This window comes from Candidatus Pelagibacter sp. HIMB1321, from assembly GCF_900177485.1.
In the GTDB taxonomy this organism is placed as follows: domain Bacteria; phylum Pseudomonadota; class Alphaproteobacteria; order Pelagibacterales; family Pelagibacteraceae; genus Pelagibacter.
Map to the genome: position 1 here is coordinate 741,070 of NZ_LT840186.1, position 17,398 is coordinate 758,467.

Genomic DNA, 17,398 nt, shown 5'->3' on the forward strand with positions numbered 1-17,398 from the left:
ATTAAGTGCCTGCTAAGAATAATCTTCTAAATTTTTCTTCAATCTTATCTTGTTTAATAATTATAGTGACTTGTTTTTTTTTAACTGTTTCATAAACATCTTCACCATCTACCTGATCAGTGACACCGTCGTTATCTTTATCTACTGGAACATCTTTCTCTATATCTTCAATTTCTAATAATCGTTTGTCTCCATCTCTTGCCGGACCTAGATGTTTTTTTAACAACGTTCCCCAATTATCTAAATCTGTTAAAACTTTTTGATTAGTAATACTAGCTTTATAGGTAGTGTCTTCAAATTTAGTCATATCTAAATCATCATATGGATCCAGACTTCCTTCAGAATTTGAGATAAAAGTGATGGGTGCATTTAAAGTTGCATCCGATGCCATATTTTTATTTGGAGTGTCATCAGGCACGTCAGATCTTTCTAGAGATAATGTGGTATTATTATCACTATCAAAAGCTGTTGAAGCTGTTATTTCGTATCTACCTCCCACTCCTTCAATAATTATTTGATCACCATCGCCTGGCAATTGAGCTAGTCCTTTAACCTTTAAAGATGCACCAGCTGAAGTATCTTCGAATACTCTTGGATTTCCATATTGAGCTGCAACAGGATTATAAACAGCAGCAAGTTCTTCAAACATCAATTCAACTGCATAAGCTGCTTTGTCAAATTTTCTAAGATTAGCAAAGTCTCTTTCTTGATAAGATTGAAGTGTCATAAACACAGTAACCGCTAAACCTAGAACACCAGCAGCAGTCATTCCTTCAACCAAAGAAACCCCTTTTTGTAATCTATATTTCAAATTCATTACATTCTTGTTCCGTTATTAAAAAAGCCTGTTTGATAGGTATGCAAATATTCTTTTTTAGATCCTGCATTATCAGAAGATTGCATCTCGCCCCTTGCATTTTCAGGTGCAGACCCATCAGGTAAAAAACAAAAAAAATTATTTGCAGCTGAAACTGCTGTGCAATTTCCTGTTGTTGAAGAACATCTTTTGATTGTCATATGCTGAAGTTTTTTTGTTAAACTTGCAATTTTTGTTCCTTTATCATCGGTACCATCAAAGTCTGAGCACTTTGTGGATGTCGATTTATGATACTCTACATTATATCTATTTAATCCTTGAGCCTGCCAAACTTCTAGATCAGCTGTATTATTAGAAGTATCATTGATAATTCTTATTGTATAAGCGTTTCCATCTTCTAAAGAGAGTTGTCTGACATAATTTATTTGACCTCGTATGGTTGCAAGATCATTTTCATAATTTTCTTGATCACCGAAGTTGTCTATTGCTGGAAAACCAACAGCACCAATAATAGCTACAATTGCTATAGTGGTCATCAATTCTAAAAGACTAAAGCCTTTTTCTTTATTTCTCATTGAAACTTATCCTACTGCTTGACCAATACTGAAGATTGGCATGTATAAAGCTATCATAAGAACACCAATGATTGCTCCAATGATCACGATCATGAGTGGTTCTATAATTGAAGATAAAGCAGCAACCACACCATCAAATTCTTCCTCATAATAATTTGCAATCGATTGAAACATTTCTTCCATATTACCTGTACGCTCACCAACAGCTGTCAATTGAGCAAGTGCAGGTGGAAATATATGTTCTTCTTTTTGAAGTAAGGCCGATAAAGTTTGACCGGTTACAATCTGTTTACCAATTCTCTCCAATGCATATATAAAGACAAGGTTGGTTGTAACAGACTTTGATATTTTAATTGTATCGATAATGCTTACACCAGCTCTGGTTAAATTGGCCATAATCATACACATTCTTGATACAGTGGCCTTTACAATTAAATCTCCAAACAATGGAAACTTTAAAAATCTTTTATGCATTACATGTCTGAAACCTTCAATATTTTTGTACATAAAATTATATAAAACTCTGATGATGATAATTGTCCCAACAATCTTCATAATGTTTGTTGGATTAGCTATAAATTGGCTAGCATTGACAATCACTAAAGTAGCTGCAGGAAGTTTCACGCCCATAGCGCCATACATCTTCTCAAATACCGGCACCACTTTCCATAACATGAAAATTGTAATAACTGTTGCAACCGTTAAAAGCATTACCGGATAAAATAATGCACTTTTAATTCCTTGTCTTATTTTGGCATTTTTTTCTAATAGTTCTACAAGCTTAATTAAAAACTCATCTAATTTACCACTGGCCTCACCAGCTGAAATCATATTTAAATAAATGTTATCAAAAATAGTTGGATGCTTTGCAAATGCATCTGTTAAATTCATACCTCCATTTAGATCTTTAACAATCGAATGAGCTGTCATTTTCATTTTCATATGTACTGTTTGATCCCTGATCATCATAATAGACTCTAAAATTGGCAAGCCAGCCTTGATCATGGTGGATACTTTTTTTGTAAATTGTAATAGTTCTTTTGGAGGGACTTTTGCCCAAGGGCCAAAATTCAAATAAATATTGCCTTTAGCAATTATAATTGGTGCATTACTTAATGGAATGTCATCTAAAGATGGTGGGCCTTTAGTTTCTGATTTACCATTCCCTTTTTTAATTGAAGTAACAATTATTTTCTTTTTTCTAAGTTCAACTGCAGCAGCTTGAGGATTAGAAGCAGAAATAATTCCCGTTATTTTTTTTCCTGCTTGAACACCTGCATATTGAAATGATGCCATAGATTAAACTACCAAGATTCTTGAATATTCTTCAACAGATAATATACCTTTTTTGATAAAATTTCTGCCTATAACTTGCATAGTTTTAAATCCATCTTTAACCGCAACTTCCAACATCTCATCACCTCTTGCATCTCTTAAAATTGCTGCCTCTAAGTTTGGAGTTTTTTTCAAAACCTCATAGATACCTTGTCTACCTTTATAGCCAGTGTTATTACACTCAGCACAACCTTCACCCATTTTGGGTGTAAATGTACTTAACTCTTCTTCTTTAAAACCAAGTTGTAATAAACTTTCTTTAGTTGCTTTTGGATCATCTACCAGACATGCGGAACAATTTTTTCTAGCTAATCTTTGAGCAACAATCAAACTCAATGCAGAGGCCACCATGAAACTTGGTACTCCCATGTTCACTAATCGAACAACTGTAGAAACTGCATCATTGGTGTGGAGTGTACTTAGTAATAAGTGACCCGTTAATGCTGCTTTGATTGCAATATCAACAGTTGATTTATCTCTTATCTCTCCAACTAAAATTACTTCTGGGTCTTGTCTTAAAAAAGATTTTAAGATGGCTTCAAATGTTAAACCAATTTCATTGTTAGCTTGAATTTGACCGACACCCTTTAAATAAAATTCAACCGGATCTTCGGCTGTCATTATATTGGTGCCAGGACTATTTATTTTTTTAATACATCCGTAAAGAGTTGTACTCTTACCACTTCCAGTTGGACCGGTTACTAAAACCATCCCTTGCGGAGCAGTAATAGCCGTAACTAAATTATCATAATCTTCCTTGTCTAAACCAATCTGTTCTAATCCTAAATCAGGTCCAGCAGCAAGTAAACGCATAACCACTCGTTCACCTTCTTTAGCTGGGATTACTGAAAACCTAACATCTATATCCACATCATCTTCATTTTTTGGTTGTGGATTTTTAAATTGAAGTTTGCCGTCTTGAGGTAATCTTTTTTCTGAAATATCACAACCAGACATAATTTTTAATCTTGTAATTACCGCATTGTAATTTTCCATCAAAAACTCTTTGAATTGGAGTTGCTCTTGAAGAACTCCATCTTTCCTAAATCTTACTCGTGCTTCACCTCTTCTAAAAATTTCAATATGAATATCGCTGGTGCCACTAAAAAAAGACTCATTTAAAAGTTTATCAACAAACTCAACAACAGCATTTTCACCTTGAGTAATTTTAACACTTGGGACCTTGACATTCAAATTTGGTTTTGAAGCTGATGATTTTTGAGCTTGAGTATTTGCTGAGGCCTCTTGTGTTGCTTCTATTACAGATTTAAATTTTAATGCTTGATCTAAATTAGATGGCTTTGCAACATATAATTCTACATTACAACCTGTCATACTTTTAATTTTACCAGCTAAGGTAGATTTAGTTGGATCAAATAAAGCTATTTTTAAAATCCTACCATTTAATTCAAAAGGCAGCATTTCATTTTCCATGATAAAATCTTTTGGAAGTTTTTTTACAGCTTCTTTTTTAACAGTTTGCTCAGATAAAATAATTTTTCTTAAAGCATAATTTCTTGAAACTGCTGCAACAATATCGTCTTCACTAACTAAATCATCGTTGATTAAATATTCTAATATTCCAAGGGGTGCTTTACCATTGCCGTCATACTTCTTTTTAGCATCATTAAAATTAGCCTCAGATATTTTTCCACTATTTTTGAGTAGGGTTGAAATTTTTACACTAATTTCAGGGTTTATTGATGGCATGTATAAAGTTATAATAAAAATTATAACTTATACAACATTTGCACTTAAGAATATCAACAGTTGAGTTTTATCGTCTTTATCAGTAGTTTGTCTAAATAATGCTCCTAGTAGTGGAATTTTTGAGAAGAACGGCACATAAGTTTCACTATTTTCTCTAGTATTTTTGTAAACACCTCCAAGGACAGCCACATCTCCTGCATTAATTTGAACTACAGAAGTAAGTGATTCCTCGTTGGTTACAACGTCATCACCTGCGTCTTCACCTGGTGCATCATTTGCAAGGGTTAATTCAATTTTTACTCTACTTTCTCCTACAATTTCTGGAGTTACCGTGATGCTTAAATTTTGTGGAATTTCTACTGTAGAACCTGCAACATCACCGGAAGCTGGAATTACTTTTAACAAAGTCGTACCTTGTGTAAGAGTTGCTGACTCACCATCCATAGCAAATAGTTTTGGATTTGAAACTGTTTCAGTATTAGAGTCTTTTACTGAGGCTGTAATTACAGCTTTGATCTTTGTCATTCCTATATTTCCTAGCAAAAATGCTCCTCCTGCCAAATTGACTGCGTCTGATAAATCTGTATTGGATATAGCCTCGGGACTCGAGTCAGTAACAGGTTCTACTGAAGTAGTGTTGCTAGGGTTTGTATCAATTCCTGCAAAAGTTATTCTATCACTTCCGTTTTTAGTTGCTGAGGCATTCAATGCATCAATGTTTGCACTAAAGTTTTTGTTAAAGCCATCAGTTGCATTTACAATATAAGCTTCAATCATTACTTGTTTTTTTTCTAAATCAATTTTATTCAAAATATTCTCTGCTTGATTTAGCTGTGCATAAGTTCCTGTGATTACAATTTGATTATTTTTTTCATCATCAACCATCGTAAAACCTTCTGCTTCACCCATTATTTCCCCAAGAGATTCTACTAGATCTGTTGAGCTTTGATAGAATACTTTAAATATTTCAGTAATCATGGGCTCACCACTATCACCATCATTTGATACTGAGCCACCAATTTCTAGAGAAGCTAAATTATTATTTTGTTCAATTGTATTATCTATTTTAGATTTTTCTAATTCAGCAAAAAACTCCTTTGTATGAACTCTCAATAATCCAGAATCTTCATCAACTGTCATTATTAAACTATTAATATCTAAAATAGCATAAACAGCAGAACCCCATTTTATATTTTCAAAATCTATAGTTATTTCACCATTAACTTCGTTACCTATGATTATGTTTCTTTGAACCAACCCAGCAAATAATTTTAAAGCTGATCTTATATTCATATTATTAAGCTTTAAACTTACTTCAGTATCTTCTAAATTTTTAATTTTTAAATTTCTATCGATTAGTTTTAACGATTTTTTTTCTTGCGCCTTACCCTCCGTTAAAGAGATTCTTCTTACTAGTTTTTCCTCTTTTTTATTTTTATTTAAAATTTCATTTGAGTCTTGATTAAATTGCTCTGCAGTTTTTCTAAAATTTTCTGCACTAGCTTTTACGTTGAAAGACTCAATTTCTTGAACAGCCCCTTTATCCTTTTGGTCATAAGCCATTTTAGGTCTTTTCGAACTGCTACAACTAGCCAACAGCAAAGAAAGCGATAAGACCAAAAATAATCTAATAAAATTATTCATTAATTAAATAAATCCTCAACATTAGTTACTGTTTCACTTTCATTATTATTTTCATTATTGTCTGTTTGATTTTCATTATTTATGTCATCATTGTTTACTTCATCATTAATCAATTCATCAGTATTTGATTGTGGTAAAGATGCAATTGCCATTCCTACAATTGGAGTATTAATTAAAAACTCATATTCAATATTGTCCTCTAAAACAATCATTCTATTTTTTTCAATTGAAACTATTACACCGTCTCTGTTTCCTATTCTGCCTCCCTCTCTAACCATAAATTCACTATTACTTATTGCTATGATTGCAAGGTTCTTTCTATCTATTTGAAAATCATTAATACTTTTCTTATCTAAGTTTTCATAAGAAATATTTTGATTAGCATAAATTGGTATCTTCACTAATTGATTTTCATTTAGCACTACTGTGTTTTCTTCGAATATGTTAAATTGAATTAATTCATCAATTTCTCTTTCATATCGTCCAGCAATATCTGCAATTGTTTCATTCATGTTTGTTACGTGAATAAAGAAAGGTAACAATAATTTATCGCCAATGAACAAAATGCTTTCTTCATCAAGATCATTATAAGATGCTAATTGAGTTACATTTAAATTGTATCTGTCTGCAATAGTGGTTAGGTTTTGACCTTCTTTAACAATATGAAATCTACTTGGTATTACAATTTTATCTCCCATAACTAATTTTCTAGATCCAGGATAAATTGCATTTGCTAATTCTATTTCTCTTAAAGAAAAACCATATCTAAATGCAATTTGTTCAACTGTTTCATTTTCTAAAATAGTGTGGGTTGTTGGTGTTTTTGCCCGGTCAAATTTTCTAATTTTAGCTCTTTGAAATTTATGCTCAGACTCTTTACTTAATGCTACCCCTTTTAATAAATAGTCCTTTAATGAATAAGCAACAATTGGATCAATATTTAAAATAGTAACTAATTCAGTATCCTGAGGTTCAGCTTCAGCAACTTCAATTGTTTCTTCAGCTTCAATTGGTTGCTCTTCATTAATCTCTTGATCATTATTATCATTTTCAGCAACTAGCTCTTTTTCAACTTCAATTGTCTCTTCTGGCTTTACTTCAACCACTTCAGGCTGTCTTGTAATTCCTATTTCATTGGTAAATGGATCACTATAAGAATTACTTTGAAATAAAGTTATAAGAAATATTAATAATATTCTAAACAGCATTATTTTTTACCTGCCTTTAACAAATTCATAACCATCGCTTCATCATCAAAAACCTCATCATCAACAGGTTTTAAAGATAGTCTTGAATTAAATTTTTTAGATATTTTTTCTTTTGGTAAATCTTCTAGTTTTGGAACAGGCTGACCTTGAACAGTATAAAGCGCTACTCTATCCTCATTAGTAAACTCTACCATTGCTTCAATTTTACTGTCACTGACAACTTCATTATCTGAAAAATTATTCATCATGTTAACCACTGCTTGGTCATTCTTTGCAACCCCTGAAAATAAAATATTATTTTTTTCTTCAATTCCAAAATTAGTTAATCTTATATCTTTAGGAACTATTTGACTTAAACTTGCATAAAGATTTGCAGTTGTTTTTAAATTAGAACCTAGTGATGCTGCAATTCTTGTATCTTCATTTATCTTTTGAATTTTAGCGTTGTAACCTTGTAACAAACTTTGTTTGCTTTCTAGATCTTCTTTGAGTGTTGCCGCTGCAGTTATTTTTGAAGAATTATTAGAAATTTTTAAAATCTTAAATGGTAAAACATGAGCAACAAAACCTAAAATAAATAACATTGATATCATCAAACAAAAATTACCTAAGGATTTTGAACGTCTATTAATTTTCACCTGATTAAAATTAGATAATAAATTTATAGACATTATCTCATTAGTTTCGATATTAAATGAATTAAGTTTTCTTGATGCAATACCAATTGCTTCAGATGCAAGTGATTTATTAGATAGACTATCTACATATTTTTTTGCATCATTTGAAAGTTCAACTGTTTCTTCTGGGTTGTAATGTTTTACAATTACATCGCCTAATTGACGTTCAATTCCTTTTGAAACATTTTTAATTTTTATCTTATCCGTTAGAATTGTAATAATGCTTATTGGATCAAATTCATATTTTGTTTCATACTCAACTAGATATTGTTTAATCTGTGAGCCTAATCTTTCAAAAATTTCATCCCAAAATTCATTTTCTATACTATCTACTTCTTCAACAGTATCTAATAACACTTGGTCAGCTTCAATAATGTTAAGCTCAGAATATTGAAAACCTTTGCTTGAACAAATGGTAATACTTTTTTCTTCTTTCGTATAATTTAAGATTACGTTAGGGGTTTCAAAACCTTCTTTGCCAAGAACAATCCCTTGAGCATTAACATGTGCAAACGGCGCTAAATCTATAACGACTGGATTATAACCTGCTAATCTAAAAATATTTGAATAGGCTTCAACAAATTTTTTTTCCATAGTAACTAAAACAACATCCATAACTCCGAGTTCTTCGTTTGTGTTCACTACTGAGTAACTTGTTTCAAACTCTTCTAAACTTTCTGGTGTTTCATCAAACTGATCCCAAAAACCACCAAAGGCTGTTGCTTCAGTTAAACTTTCCTGATCCATTATAGGGATTTGTAAATTATAAATTTGTGCTTTGGAGGTATCTAGTGAAATTGCAACATCTCTTGTTTTTGTCTTAATAGAATCTAAAGCATTTTTAACTTGATCACTTAAGTATGTGGTTGCTGATAGAAAATCTTGATCTTCACCAATTCCTGCTATTTGTTGGTTTGTAAAATTATCAACTTTACAAGTATTTTTTTTATATGAAATTTCTGCTGCTTGAATAAACTTATCTTTAAAAACTACTCCAATAACCTTTTCTTTTTTAGAGTGGTAATTGCCCAACATTTTTATTACTGGTGCAAATGCTTTTGCAATTGGTGGGCCAAGTTTATCAATCATAAATTTTTAAAAAGCTTAATAGAATCACAATAATAAATAGCGAATCGGTACACAAGCATTAGTTGTGTTACTTTATATATAGATCAACAGTAAAAAAAACTTGAAAAACTGTTACTTTTAGAGCATCAAAACATTAATGAGTTTACATGATAAATTAAAAACATATCCAAAAAATTATGATTTATCTGATATTCACATCAGATCGAATCAACCATTTGCAATCAGAGAAAATGGTGAGATCAAAGTTTTTAGTGATGATATAATATCGAGACAAGACATCGAGTCATTTTGGAAACAATCTTTAGATAAAGCTCAATACGATTACTTAATTACAAATGGAGATTTAGACTTTGCAGTCGTTGTCGATGGACAAAGATTTAGAGCAAATGGTTATTATTCTTCTTATGGACCTAGTATGGTTCTTAGAAAAATTATTAGTGAAATACCAAACATTGAAAAACTTGGTTTACCCCCTGCAGCTCATGAAGCAATTACTCATAAAACAGGTTTAGTTCTTGTCACAGGTCAAACAGGTTCAGGAAAATCTACATCTCTTGCAGCAATGATTGATCAAATCAATTCACACAGAGCAGAAAATATAATTACTATTGAAGATCCTATTGAATTTGTTCACCCTGCAAAAAAAAGTATTATTTCCCAAAGGGAAGTTGGAAAAGATACAGGAAGTTTTGCTAAAGCTTTAAAATCTGCATTAAGACAAGATCCAGATGTAATTTTAGTTGGTGAAATGAGAGATCTTGAAACTATTTCATTAGCATTAACTGCTGCTGAAACAGGTCACTTAGTTTTTGGAACATTGCACGCAAGTAGTGCCTCATCAACTATAACAAGGATCTTAGATGTGTTTCCACCAGCGCAAAAAGAACAAGCACAAACGATGTTAGCTGGATCAATTCGATTAGTAATGTCTCAACAACTTTTAAAAAAGAAAGGTGGCGGAAGAATTGGTTGTCATGAAGTAATGACCGGCACACCTGCAATTAGAAATTTGATTAGAGAAGGTAAAACAGAACAAATCCAATCTACACTTCAAACATCTGCTAAAGATGGAATGTTTACGATGGAAAAATGTTTGGAAGGTTTAAAATTAAAAAAATTAGTTGAATAAAACTAATTAGGACTTTCAGTAAATCGTTGTTGCGGAATAGTAGCTGAGAAAGTTCCGGTTCCTACACAGTTATTTTCTGTTTTCTCTCCAAGGCCTCTATTAACATTTGAAGGATTTGGATTATTTGAACCTTTACAGTTTAAATTTAGATTAACTTTACCGTTCATTTCTACTTCAACATCGATAAATTTAATATTGCTAGCAGTAGACTTCGTTATGATATTATTATAAAAATAATGAGCAGCTAAAAATGCAAAAAAAGCAATAACAAATAATTTAATGCTATCTAAATTTTTTTTAAACTTAATCATATTTACTATAATTATAGCTTTTATTCCTAAAAATTCTAATGCAAATATTTATGAGTTAAGTTGTAAAAATAATAAAAATACAACTACTTGGGTTTATTCAAATAAAAGACAACAAGTTATTTTAACAAAAATCAATAATTCTAAAACAAAAGTAAACTTTAAAATGGATAGACAAACACCGTCATCTTTTTCTTCAAAGGGCAACATTGGTGGCTTTCAAACTAATGTAACATTCAGCAAAAATTCAAAAGAATTAGCGATGTTGCAAAAATCTCTAAGGGGCTCTAATCAATTTTACAAATGTTCTGAGCCAAAACTTCTAAAAGAAGAGTAATTAAAATACCAAAGTTAATAAAGTTCCAGCTTCATCCTTATGTTCATATGCCATTTCTTTAGAAATACTCTTAATAAAATGCACACCTAAACCACCTGGTTTAATATCATCTAATGCTCTATGTTTAATTTGATCTATTGGAACCCGTTGACCAAAATCTCTAATCTCTGCTTTAAAACTATCTCCAGATATTTTTTCTAATTTTATGGTTATCTTTTTTGTTTTATCAAATTTGTATGCATAGCGAATTATGTTTTGTACCGCTTCATCAATCGCTAATTTGATATTTAAAATATTTACTTTAATTTGATTTTTTTTACAAAAATCTTCAACTTTTTGTCTAACGTTTTTTAGCTCAGCAGGGTCAGAATTAAATTCTAAAATCATTATTTCTATGATTTATCACATTTATAATTAATATTATCATAAAATTTCATGCAAACTTTTATACCTTTCTTACTAGCAACTTTTTTATTACTGGTGGTTCCAGGTCCATCGGTCTCAATTATTATTGCTAATACTCTAAGATATAATTTTATCTCAGGAATAAAAACCACTTTAGGTACTGTGACAGGATCTGCCTCTATGTTTGTTTTATATGCTTATGGTTTTGATTTCTTAAATAATCAACTAAATCTTTTTTTAATTATTGTTCAGTGGATTGGTATTTTTTATCTATTTTATATTGGCTTTAGCATGTTTAAAAATGCAAAAGATTTAAATATCAAACTACCGAATGTTGAGAAAAAAAACTTCTATATCCAGGGTTTTTTAGTTTTATGGTCCAATCCTAAAATGATTGTATTTATTGGATCATTTATTCCAGTATTTTTAGATATAAACCAAGACCCTTTTAATCAAATAATAACTTTTGGAATTATATTTTGTATCTTAGGTTTTATCTCTGATGGATTTTATGCAGTGATTGTAAATTTTATGAAAGAAAATTTCTTTAAAAAAGATTTATCATTAATTGGCAGATTATCAGGTACTTGCTTAATGATAGGATCTTTATGGTTATTAAGTTTGAGATTTTAAGTAAATCTTAAACTTCTTTTTTGAATTAAGTTTTTATCTAAGTTTTTGCTTGATAAATATTTTAAATACCCTTTTTTTAATTTTTTCCATTCTTTATCAATAACTGAAAACCATGCGGTATCTCTATTTCTTCCTTTAATCACTGCTGCTTGTCTAAATACACCTTCAAATTTAAAACCTAATCTTAAGGCAGCATTTTTGGATTTTGCATTTCCATTATTACATTTCCATTCGTACCTTCTGTATTTAAGTGTCTCAAAAACATTCTGCATCATTAAATACATAGTTTCAGTTGCCTCAACTGTTTTTCTTAAAATTGGAGAATAGGTAATATAACCAACTTCTATTGAACCTGCTTTTGGTTGTATTCTTAGATAAGATGCCAACCCACAATATTTTTTATGCCTTTTTGAGTAAATGGCATAAAAAAAACAATCTGTATTTTTAATATAATGCTTTAATTGATTAATATTTTTAAATGGTCCATCAGGCATATATTTCCATAACAAACCTTGTTTATCTAAACTAAACGTTTCAAATAAATCTTTAGTATGCTTTGATGGATTAGCTGGCTCTAGAGTAACAAATTTACCTTTTAAAAAATTTTTACCTGGAACTTTAGGAAGTTTGAATTTAATTTTTTTTCCTAACATTGCTAATTAGTATTTGACATAATTTTATCCAGCAACTGCTTTTTTACTGTGATGATGATAACAATGAAAACAAATAGGTCTGTCTTCTATTTCAAATTCTGAAAAATATATCTTTTTATCTGTTCTAATTTCTTTTTCCTGACCACAAAATCCACATCGCTCAATTCTTTTTTGCTTACTGAATTCTTTAGCAATAGGATCTGTGTTATTTAAGTTATACCAAGCCATTAATTTTGATATTAATTTAAAAGAAATATTTAATCTAAAATAATGTCAGGTTTTCCCAATAATTTCTTTTTCTATTTTCAAGTTGAATACCAAACTGTTGAAGCTGATGCCACTTAATATCTTTGTCATTAAATAACTGAATACATTTTTGATCTAAATCTAATGTATTTTTATTTCTAAAAATTTGATTAGTGAATATGTCTGTAATTTTGAATTCATTAATTAGTTTACTTAAAATTTCAATAGTATTACCGTAAAATATAGATAACTTTATGTTAAATTTTTTATGAAACTCATTACTAAGCTCATCTAAGCTTTCTTTGGTAAAATTTAAATGAAATGAGCTAGAAGTTTCTAATTTCCAATATTCTTTATCATAAATGAAGATAGGTAAAACTTCACCACCTATACAAGCTTTATTGAAAGCTTCATTATCTTCAATTCTTAAATCATATCTAAACCAAAGTATTTTCTTCATTTATCTAAATATAAAGCCCTGACGTGGTATTGCTGAATTTAAAATATCTAGATCATACTTTTTAAAAATATCAGTACTAGGCCAATAACCTGATTTTAGTGTTTTTGTATAATGGACATTAAGATTAATTTTCATCATCTTATTAAAAGTTCTTAAATAATTATAAGAGAAAGATTTGTGTTCAATTAAATCTTTTTCTAGATCTATGATTGAATACCATCCTCTATTCGTACCATCATGAGGAGGAAGGCCAATTGCACCACTGTTGTGCCAAAAACTTTTTTTAAAATATCTTGTAAATGGTATTCCACTGTGACCAGCAATAATTCCATTAAAATTTTTAATCAAACTCTTTATTAGTGTTTTGCTTGTTGACGGTAAGATAAATTCATTAATTTTTCTAGGAGAACCGTGACAGACTAAATATTTTTTTGATTTATATTTTAGTATGATTTCATAAGGCAATTTTTTAAGCCATTTTTTATTTTGAATAGATATATTTTTTTTAGAATATGGATACCACTGAGAGGTTAATAAATCACAAGTACTATCTTTTTTAAATCCACAACCACAATCATCTGAGTTAAATGCAATAGACTCTTCACAGTTACCCATAATAGATACGATTTTGTGTTTTTTTACTAATTCAATGGCTTTATTTGGTTCAGAAAAATAAGCGAAAATGTCCCCCGTATTAATAATAGGAATATTCTTAAATTTTGTTTTTTTAATTAATGTTAAAAATTTCTTGAAAGACTCAATGTTAGAATAAATACCCCCAATAACGATAATTTTATTAGTCTTTAAATTGATAGAAATTTTTTTCATGCTTAAAAAAAATTATAATTATTTTAAAGTTCCCTCTAAAACATATTTTAAAATTCTAACAACTTGCATTTGATCTGTAGCAACAGCTGAAGCTGCTGCATCAACTTCTTTTAAAGCATGTTGATGATCATCGCTATGGATTACAATTATTGATTTATTTAATGCTGCTGCATAACCTGCTTCAAATGCTGCATTCCATTGCTTATATTTTTCACCAAATTTAACAACAACGACATCGCTATCTTTAATAGATTTTTTAGTTCGAATTGAATTGATATTTGCACCTTTTCGATCCTTCCAAAAATTTTTCTCTTCAGAGCCTAGAATATCAACTCCACAATCATCAGATGATGGGTGATCCGTTACTGGAGATGAAAATTTGATATCTAAATTTTCTTTTTTACAATTTTCAATTATTTCTTCTCGCCAATTCGTATGAATTTCACCAGCTAAATAAACTTTCAACATTTTAATCCTTTTTTTTACCAAAATAACCCGATTGAAGAAATTTAACAAGATTAACGGTTGAATTATACAATGTATGGTCTACCAGTGAGCTGATGAAAATTTTAAGATTTCTAATCATTTTTATAACTTTTTTTGCTCCGATAAACTTACTAGCAGAAGAAAAAAATTCAAAATTATATGAAGGAGAATGGATCAGTAATTGTTCTGCAGATGATAAAAAACAATGTGTCCTTGAAAGAAGTGTGTTTGTAGATAAAGAAATGAAACAAAAGATAGTTACTATTGCAATGCAAACAAGATCAGGTTCTGATGATGTAAGATTTGTTTTAATTAGTCCTCTTGGAACATCAATACCTCAAGGAGTTAAAATTGGCTTTGATGGAAAATTTATTAGTGAAAAACCGTATGGTTTTAATATTTGTAGACAAAATGGATGCATCACAAGCATGAGGGTTAAGGATGAAACGTTAAGTAAATTTCAAAAAGGTAATGAAATGAATTTAGAGTACGTTGCACCTAATGGCCAAAAAATAAATATCAATCTTGGTTTAAGCGGATTTAGTAAAGAATTTAAGAAAATTGCTTCTAATTAAACAATCTTAAAATTGCTTTGCTTAATTGCACCAAAGCCACCTTCAACATGAGATACTTTTTCAAATCCCATATCCTGTAATGCTTTAGCGGCTAACGCAGATCTTGCACCTGCAGCACAAAATAAAACCATTTCTTTATCAAGGTCTAATTTTCCTTCTTTAAAATATTGACTATTTGGATCTATCCAAAACTCTAACATGCCTCTAGGAATATGAATTGAGTTTTCAACTCTTCCCTCTTTTTCTAATTCTCTAACGTCTCTAATATCAATTAGGTTACATTTGTTCTCTTTAACTAGTGTTAATGCCTCATCAGTATTGATTGTTTTAACCTCAGTATAAGCTTCTTGGACTAACTGTTGTGCTGATTTGATTGTCATAGGTATTATTTATATCAAAAAATTTTATAATCAATTTCTTATATTGCACTATCTATTATTAAAGATATAAGCGCATTAAAAATACATATATTTATACCTTTCCCACCATCAATGAACTTCTCAGATTTACAAATAGAAAATAAGCTAAAAAAATCAATTGAGCTTGCAGAGTTTAAAACTCCAACTCCTATTCAAAGTCAATCAATTCCAATTAGTTTAACGGGAAGAGATATTTTAGGAACTGCCCAAACAGGAACAGGTAAAACGCTAGCCTTTACAATTCCAATGATTAACAAACTTTTAAAAGATAAAAATGCAATGGCATTAATAGTTTGCCCAACTCGTGAACTTGCAACGCAAGTGATGGCAACTGTTTTAAAATTAAATGTAAGAGAAATTGGGATTGGCAATGCTTTATTAATTGGTGGTGAGAGCATGCAAAAACAACTTAGAAAACTTGGCAAACGTGCAAGAATTATAGTTGGAACTCCTGGAAGAATTAATGATCATTTAAAGAGAAAAAGTTTAAATTTATCTAAAGTAAATTATTTAGTACTCGATGAAACAGATCGAATGCTCGATATGGGATTTACTCCCCAAATAGAAGAAATTTTAAACTATGTTCCAAAAGATCATCAAACATTATTATTTTCAGCAACTCTACCTGATAATATATTAAGTATTTCTCAAAAATATCTAAATAATCCTGAAAGAATTTCAGTTGGTTCATTATCAACTCCAATTGAAAAAATTAAACAAGAAACTTTTGAAATTACACAGGATAAAAAATATCACGAACTAATAAATCAATTAGTAGAGCGATCAGGATCAATTTTAGTATTTGTTAAAACAAAACATGGGGCAGATAAAATTGTAAAACGATTAAAATTTGATGGTCATAAAGCAGATGCTATTCATGGAAATTTAAGACAGAGTAAAAGAGATCGAGTAATTAATGGATTTAGAAATGGTAATAGTCGAATTTTGGTTGCAACTGATGTTGCTGCACGTGGATTAGATATTCCTGTTATCAAACATGTTATTAATTACGATCTACCACAAGTACCAGAAGATTATGTACATAGAATTGGACGAACTGGTAGAGCAGGTAAAGAAGGATCTGCTTTAACCTTTTTAACTCCAAGTGATCGTTCAATGTGGAATTCAATTAGTAAATTAATTGATCCAAACTACAAACCCCCACAAAGAGACAGGGAACAAAAAAGAAGTTTTAGAGGTAGAAAAAAAGGTAAAGGTTCTTTTAATAGAAACAAAAGATTTAGAGATAATAAAAAGTCAAACTTTAAAGAGAAAAAGAAGCTCTTTAAAAAAGATGATGATAGAAAGACCAGTTTTAATGGAAAGAAAAATTTTAAAAAGAAAAATGATAATAGAAAGAAAAACTTTAAAGATAAGAAAAAACCTTTTGGATATACTAATAATCCTCAATATTTTGGTAAAAAAGATGATGAAAACCCAAGATCAAATGATGATCGAAAATCCTCTTTTAAAAACAAAAAAAAGTTTAAAAATAGAAAAAGACCTAAAAGTTTTAAATTTAAAAAATTTAAAAAAAGGTAATTAAATATTTGTGGATGAAATATCCACCAACAAGCAGAAATATTCCACTTAGATAAATAAGCCAGAAATTCATATTTAATAAATTTGCGAAAAAGAATGGTATAAAAAATAAATAACTGACAGGCACTGCTATCAGTATGCTCTTTGTAAAGGTTATAGTTTTTTCAACATCTTGATGCTCATAATATGAAAAGATAATTGCAATTAATGAAGCAATAGGAAGAGCTATTATAAATCCTGCTAACTTTGGATATTGACCTGAAAGCCAGCTTGCAAATGAAATTATACTTGCGGCTATTAATATCTTTATAAAAAAAATCAT

General features: G+C 30.0%; 21 protein-coding genes. 5 read left to right on the forward strand and 16 right to left on the reverse strand.

What is annotated here, in order from left to right; genetic code table 11:
• Nucleotide 1 precedes the first annotated feature (1 nt).
• The 7 genes from B9N70_RS04045 to B9N70_RS04075 are packed head-to-tail and all read right to left on the reverse strand — an operon-like array spanning nucleotide 2 to nucleotide 9,055.
• The gene (locus B9N70_RS04045) at nucleotides 2-817 is read right to left on the reverse strand and encodes a hypothetical protein (protein WP_085114526.1); all 816 of its coding nucleotides are present in this window, start codon (nucleotides 815-817) and stop codon (nucleotides 2-4) included.
• On the reverse strand, nucleotides 817-1,392 hold the full coding sequence (locus B9N70_RS04050; protein WP_085114527.1) for a pilus assembly FimT family protein: 576 nt from the start codon (nucleotides 1,390-1,392) through the stop codon (nucleotides 817-819). Before B9N70_RS04050 ends, B9N70_RS04045 begins: the two co-directional genes overlap by 1 nt.
• 6 nt (nucleotides 1,393-1,398) lie before the next feature.
• Nucleotides 1,399-2,688, reverse strand: coding sequence for a type II secretion system F family protein (locus B9N70_RS04055; protein ID WP_085114528.1), 1,290 nt, complete (start codon nucleotides 2,686-2,688; stop codon nucleotides 1,399-1,401).
• Between the two features lie 3 nt (nucleotides 2,689-2,691).
• Entirely contained in the window at nucleotides 2,692-4,437 is a 1,746-nt protein-coding gene (locus B9N70_RS04060) for a GspE/PulE family protein (RefSeq protein ID WP_085114529.1), read from the reverse strand.
• A 27-nt stretch (nucleotides 4,438-4,464) separates the two neighbouring features.
• On the reverse strand, nucleotides 4,465-6,081 hold the full coding sequence (locus B9N70_RS04065) for a secretin N-terminal domain-containing protein (RefSeq protein ID WP_085114530.1): 1,617 nt from the start codon (nucleotides 6,079-6,081) through the stop codon (nucleotides 4,465-4,467).
• Complete coding sequence (locus B9N70_RS04070; protein WP_085114531.1) at nucleotides 6,081-7,289, reverse strand: LysM peptidoglycan-binding domain-containing protein; 1,209 nt, start codon at nucleotides 7,287-7,289, stop codon at nucleotides 6,081-6,083. The genes B9N70_RS04065 and B9N70_RS04070 overlap by 1 nt, the downstream gene beginning before the upstream one ends.
• Nucleotides 7,289-9,055 (reverse strand): PilN domain-containing protein, encoded by a 1,767-nt coding sequence (locus B9N70_RS04075; protein ID WP_085114532.1) that lies wholly within the window; start codon nucleotides 9,053-9,055, stop codon nucleotides 7,289-7,291. Before B9N70_RS04075 ends, B9N70_RS04070 begins: the two co-directional genes overlap by 1 nt.
• Before the next feature lie 136 nt (nucleotides 9,056-9,191).
• Here B9N70_RS04075 and B9N70_RS04080 point away from each other — a divergent pair, with 136 nt between their 5' ends.
• Entirely contained in the window at nucleotides 9,192-10,184 is a 993-nt protein-coding gene (locus B9N70_RS04080; protein ID WP_085114533.1) for a type IV pilus twitching motility protein PilT, read from the forward strand.
• A 2-nt stretch (nucleotides 10,185-10,186) separates the two neighbouring features.
• Here the strand turns inward: B9N70_RS04080 and B9N70_RS04085 are convergent, their stop codons facing one another.
• Nucleotides 10,187-10,495 (reverse strand): hypothetical protein, encoded by a 309-nt coding sequence (locus tag B9N70_RS04085; RefSeq protein ID WP_085114534.1) that lies wholly within the window; start codon nucleotides 10,493-10,495, stop codon nucleotides 10,187-10,189.
• Between B9N70_RS04085 and B9N70_RS04090 the strand changes: the two genes are divergently transcribed.
• Entirely contained in the window at nucleotides 10,464-10,829 is a 366-nt protein-coding gene (locus tag B9N70_RS04090) for a hypothetical protein (protein ID WP_085114535.1), read from the forward strand. The two genes, B9N70_RS04085 and B9N70_RS04090, sit on opposite strands and share 32 nt — an antisense overlap.
• Here the strand turns inward: B9N70_RS04090 and B9N70_RS04095 are convergent, their stop codons facing one another.
• A complete protein-coding gene (locus tag B9N70_RS04095; RefSeq protein WP_085114536.1) occupies nucleotides 10,830-11,216 on the reverse strand; it encodes an ATP-binding protein in 387 nt (128 codons plus the stop codon).
• A 48-nt stretch (nucleotides 11,217-11,264) separates the two neighbouring features.
• Here B9N70_RS04095 and B9N70_RS04100 point away from each other — a divergent pair, with 48 nt between their 5' ends.
• On the forward strand, nucleotides 11,265-11,867 hold the full coding sequence (locus B9N70_RS04100) for a LysE family translocator (RefSeq protein ID WP_085114537.1): 603 nt from the start codon (nucleotides 11,265-11,267) through the stop codon (nucleotides 11,865-11,867).
• Here the strand turns inward: B9N70_RS04100 and B9N70_RS04105 are convergent.
• Genes B9N70_RS04105 through B9N70_RS04125 form a run of 5 tightly spaced genes read right to left on the reverse strand, consistent with a single transcriptional unit; the run spans nucleotide 11,864 to nucleotide 14,522 of the window.
• Nucleotides 11,864-12,520 carry a GNAT family N-acetyltransferase gene (locus B9N70_RS04105; protein WP_085114538.1) on the reverse strand — a complete coding sequence of 219 codons (657 nt, stop codon included), beginning with the start codon at nucleotides 12,518-12,520 and terminating at the stop codon, nucleotides 11,864-11,866. The genes B9N70_RS04100 and B9N70_RS04105 overlap by 4 nt on opposite strands.
• A gap of 24 nt (nucleotides 12,521-12,544) precedes the next feature.
• Nucleotides 12,545-12,748, reverse strand: a complete 204-nt coding sequence (locus B9N70_RS04110) for a hypothetical protein (RefSeq protein WP_085114539.1) — start codon at nucleotides 12,746-12,748, stop codon at nucleotides 12,545-12,547.
• A 34-nt stretch (nucleotides 12,749-12,782) separates the two neighbouring features.
• Nucleotides 12,783-13,226, reverse strand: a complete 444-nt coding sequence (locus B9N70_RS04115; protein WP_085114540.1) for a deoxyribodipyrimidine photo-lyase — start codon at nucleotides 13,224-13,226, stop codon at nucleotides 12,783-12,785.
• Nucleotides 13,227-14,054: a metallophosphoesterase family protein gene (locus B9N70_RS04120; protein WP_085114541.1), complete on the reverse strand. Its 828-nt coding sequence runs from the start codon at nucleotides 14,052-14,054 to the stop codon at nucleotides 13,227-13,229.
• 18 nt (nucleotides 14,055-14,072) lie between these two features.
• On the reverse strand, nucleotides 14,073-14,522 hold the full coding sequence (locus B9N70_RS04125; RefSeq protein ID WP_085114542.1) for a YtoQ family protein: 450 nt from the start codon (nucleotides 14,520-14,522) through the stop codon (nucleotides 14,073-14,075).
• 92 nt (nucleotides 14,523-14,614) lie between these two features.
• On the opposite strand from B9N70_RS04125, the gene B9N70_RS04130 reads away from it, so the two are divergent.
• Nucleotides 14,615-15,115 carry an invasion associated locus B family protein gene (locus B9N70_RS04130; protein WP_085114543.1) on the forward strand — a complete coding sequence of 167 codons (501 nt, stop codon included), beginning with the start codon at nucleotides 14,615-14,617 and terminating at the stop codon, nucleotides 15,113-15,115.
• Here the strand turns inward: B9N70_RS04130 and B9N70_RS04135 are convergent.
• A complete protein-coding gene (locus tag B9N70_RS04135) occupies nucleotides 15,112-15,495 on the reverse strand; it encodes a rhodanese-like domain-containing protein (RefSeq protein ID WP_085114544.1) in 384 nt (127 codons plus the stop codon). The two genes, B9N70_RS04130 and B9N70_RS04135, sit on opposite strands and share 4 nt — an antisense overlap.
• 111 nt (nucleotides 15,496-15,606) lie before the next feature.
• Between B9N70_RS04135 and B9N70_RS04140 the strand changes: the two genes are divergently transcribed.
• Nucleotides 15,607-17,076, forward strand: a complete 1,470-nt coding sequence (locus B9N70_RS04140; protein ID WP_085114545.1) for a DEAD/DEAH box helicase — start codon at nucleotides 15,607-15,609, stop codon at nucleotides 17,074-17,076.
• On the opposite strand, the gene B9N70_RS04145 is transcribed toward B9N70_RS04140, so the two are convergent.
• Entirely contained in the window at nucleotides 17,063-17,398 is a 336-nt protein-coding gene (locus B9N70_RS04145) for a hypothetical protein (RefSeq protein WP_085114546.1), read from the reverse strand. The two genes, B9N70_RS04140 and B9N70_RS04145, sit on opposite strands and share 14 nt — an antisense overlap.

Coding starts and splice junctions, on each gene's coding strand:
- B9N70_RS04140 (WP_085114545.1), top strand. CDS start 15,607: ATGAACTTCTCAGATTTACAAATAGAAAATAAGCTAAAAAAATCAATT.
- B9N70_RS04045 (WP_085114526.1), bottom strand. CDS start 817: ATGAATTTGAAATATAGATTACAAAAAGGGGTTTCTTTGGTTGAAGGA.
- B9N70_RS04125 (WP_085114542.1), bottom strand. CDS start 14,522: ATGTTGAAAGTTTATTTAGCTGGTGAAATTCATACGAATTGGCGAGAA.
- B9N70_RS04120 (WP_085114541.1), bottom strand. CDS start 14,054: ATGAAAAAAATTTCTATCAATTTAAAGACTAATAAAATTATCGTTATT.
- B9N70_RS04110 (WP_085114539.1), bottom strand. CDS start 12,748: ATGGCTTGGTATAACTTAAATAACACAGATCCTATTGCTAAAGAATTC.
- B9N70_RS04080 (WP_085114533.1), top strand. CDS start 9,192: ATGAGTTTACATGATAAATTAAAAACATATCCAAAAAATTATGATTTA.
- B9N70_RS04055 (WP_085114528.1), bottom strand. CDS start 2,688: ATGGCATCATTTCAATATGCAGGTGTTCAAGCAGGAAAAAAAATAACG.
- B9N70_RS04145 (WP_085114546.1), bottom strand. CDS start 17,398: ATGATTTTTTTTATAAAGATATTAATAGCCGCAAGTATAATTTCATTT.
- B9N70_RS04050 (WP_085114527.1), bottom strand. CDS start 1,392: ATGAGAAATAAAGAAAAAGGCTTTAGTCTTTTAGAATTGATGACCACT.
- B9N70_RS04060 (WP_085114529.1), bottom strand. CDS start 4,437: ATGCCATCAATAAACCCTGAAATTAGTGTAAAAATTTCAACCCTACTC.
- B9N70_RS04095 (WP_085114536.1), bottom strand. CDS start 11,216: ATGATTTTAGAATTTAATTCTGACCCTGCTGAGCTAAAAAACGTTAGA.
- B9N70_RS04075 (WP_085114532.1), bottom strand. CDS start 9,055: ATGATTGATAAACTTGGCCCACCAATTGCAAAAGCATTTGCACCAGTA.
- B9N70_RS04085 (WP_085114534.1), bottom strand. CDS start 10,495: ATGATTAAGTTTAAAAAAAATTTAGATAGCATTAAATTATTTGTTATT.
- B9N70_RS04070 (WP_085114531.1), bottom strand. CDS start 7,289: ATGCTGTTTAGAATATTATTAATATTTCTTATAACTTTATTTCAAAGT.
- B9N70_RS04090 (WP_085114535.1), top strand. CDS start 10,464: ATGCTATCTAAATTTTTTTTAAACTTAATCATATTTACTATAATTATA.
- B9N70_RS04130 (WP_085114543.1), top strand. CDS start 14,615: ATGAAAATTTTAAGATTTCTAATCATTTTTATAACTTTTTTTGCTCCG.
- B9N70_RS04135 (WP_085114544.1), bottom strand. CDS start 15,495: ATGACAATCAAATCAGCACAACAGTTAGTCCAAGAAGCTTATACTGAG.
- B9N70_RS04115 (WP_085114540.1), bottom strand. CDS start 13,226: ATGAAGAAAATACTTTGGTTTAGATATGATTTAAGAATTGAAGATAAT.
- B9N70_RS04065 (WP_085114530.1), bottom strand. CDS start 6,081: ATGAATAATTTTATTAGATTATTTTTGGTCTTATCGCTTTCTTTGCTG.
- B9N70_RS04105 (WP_085114538.1), bottom strand. CDS start 12,520: ATGTTAGGAAAAAAAATTAAATTCAAACTTCCTAAAGTTCCAGGTAAA.
- B9N70_RS04100 (WP_085114537.1), top strand. CDS start 11,265: ATGCAAACTTTTATACCTTTCTTACTAGCAACTTTTTTATTACTGGTG.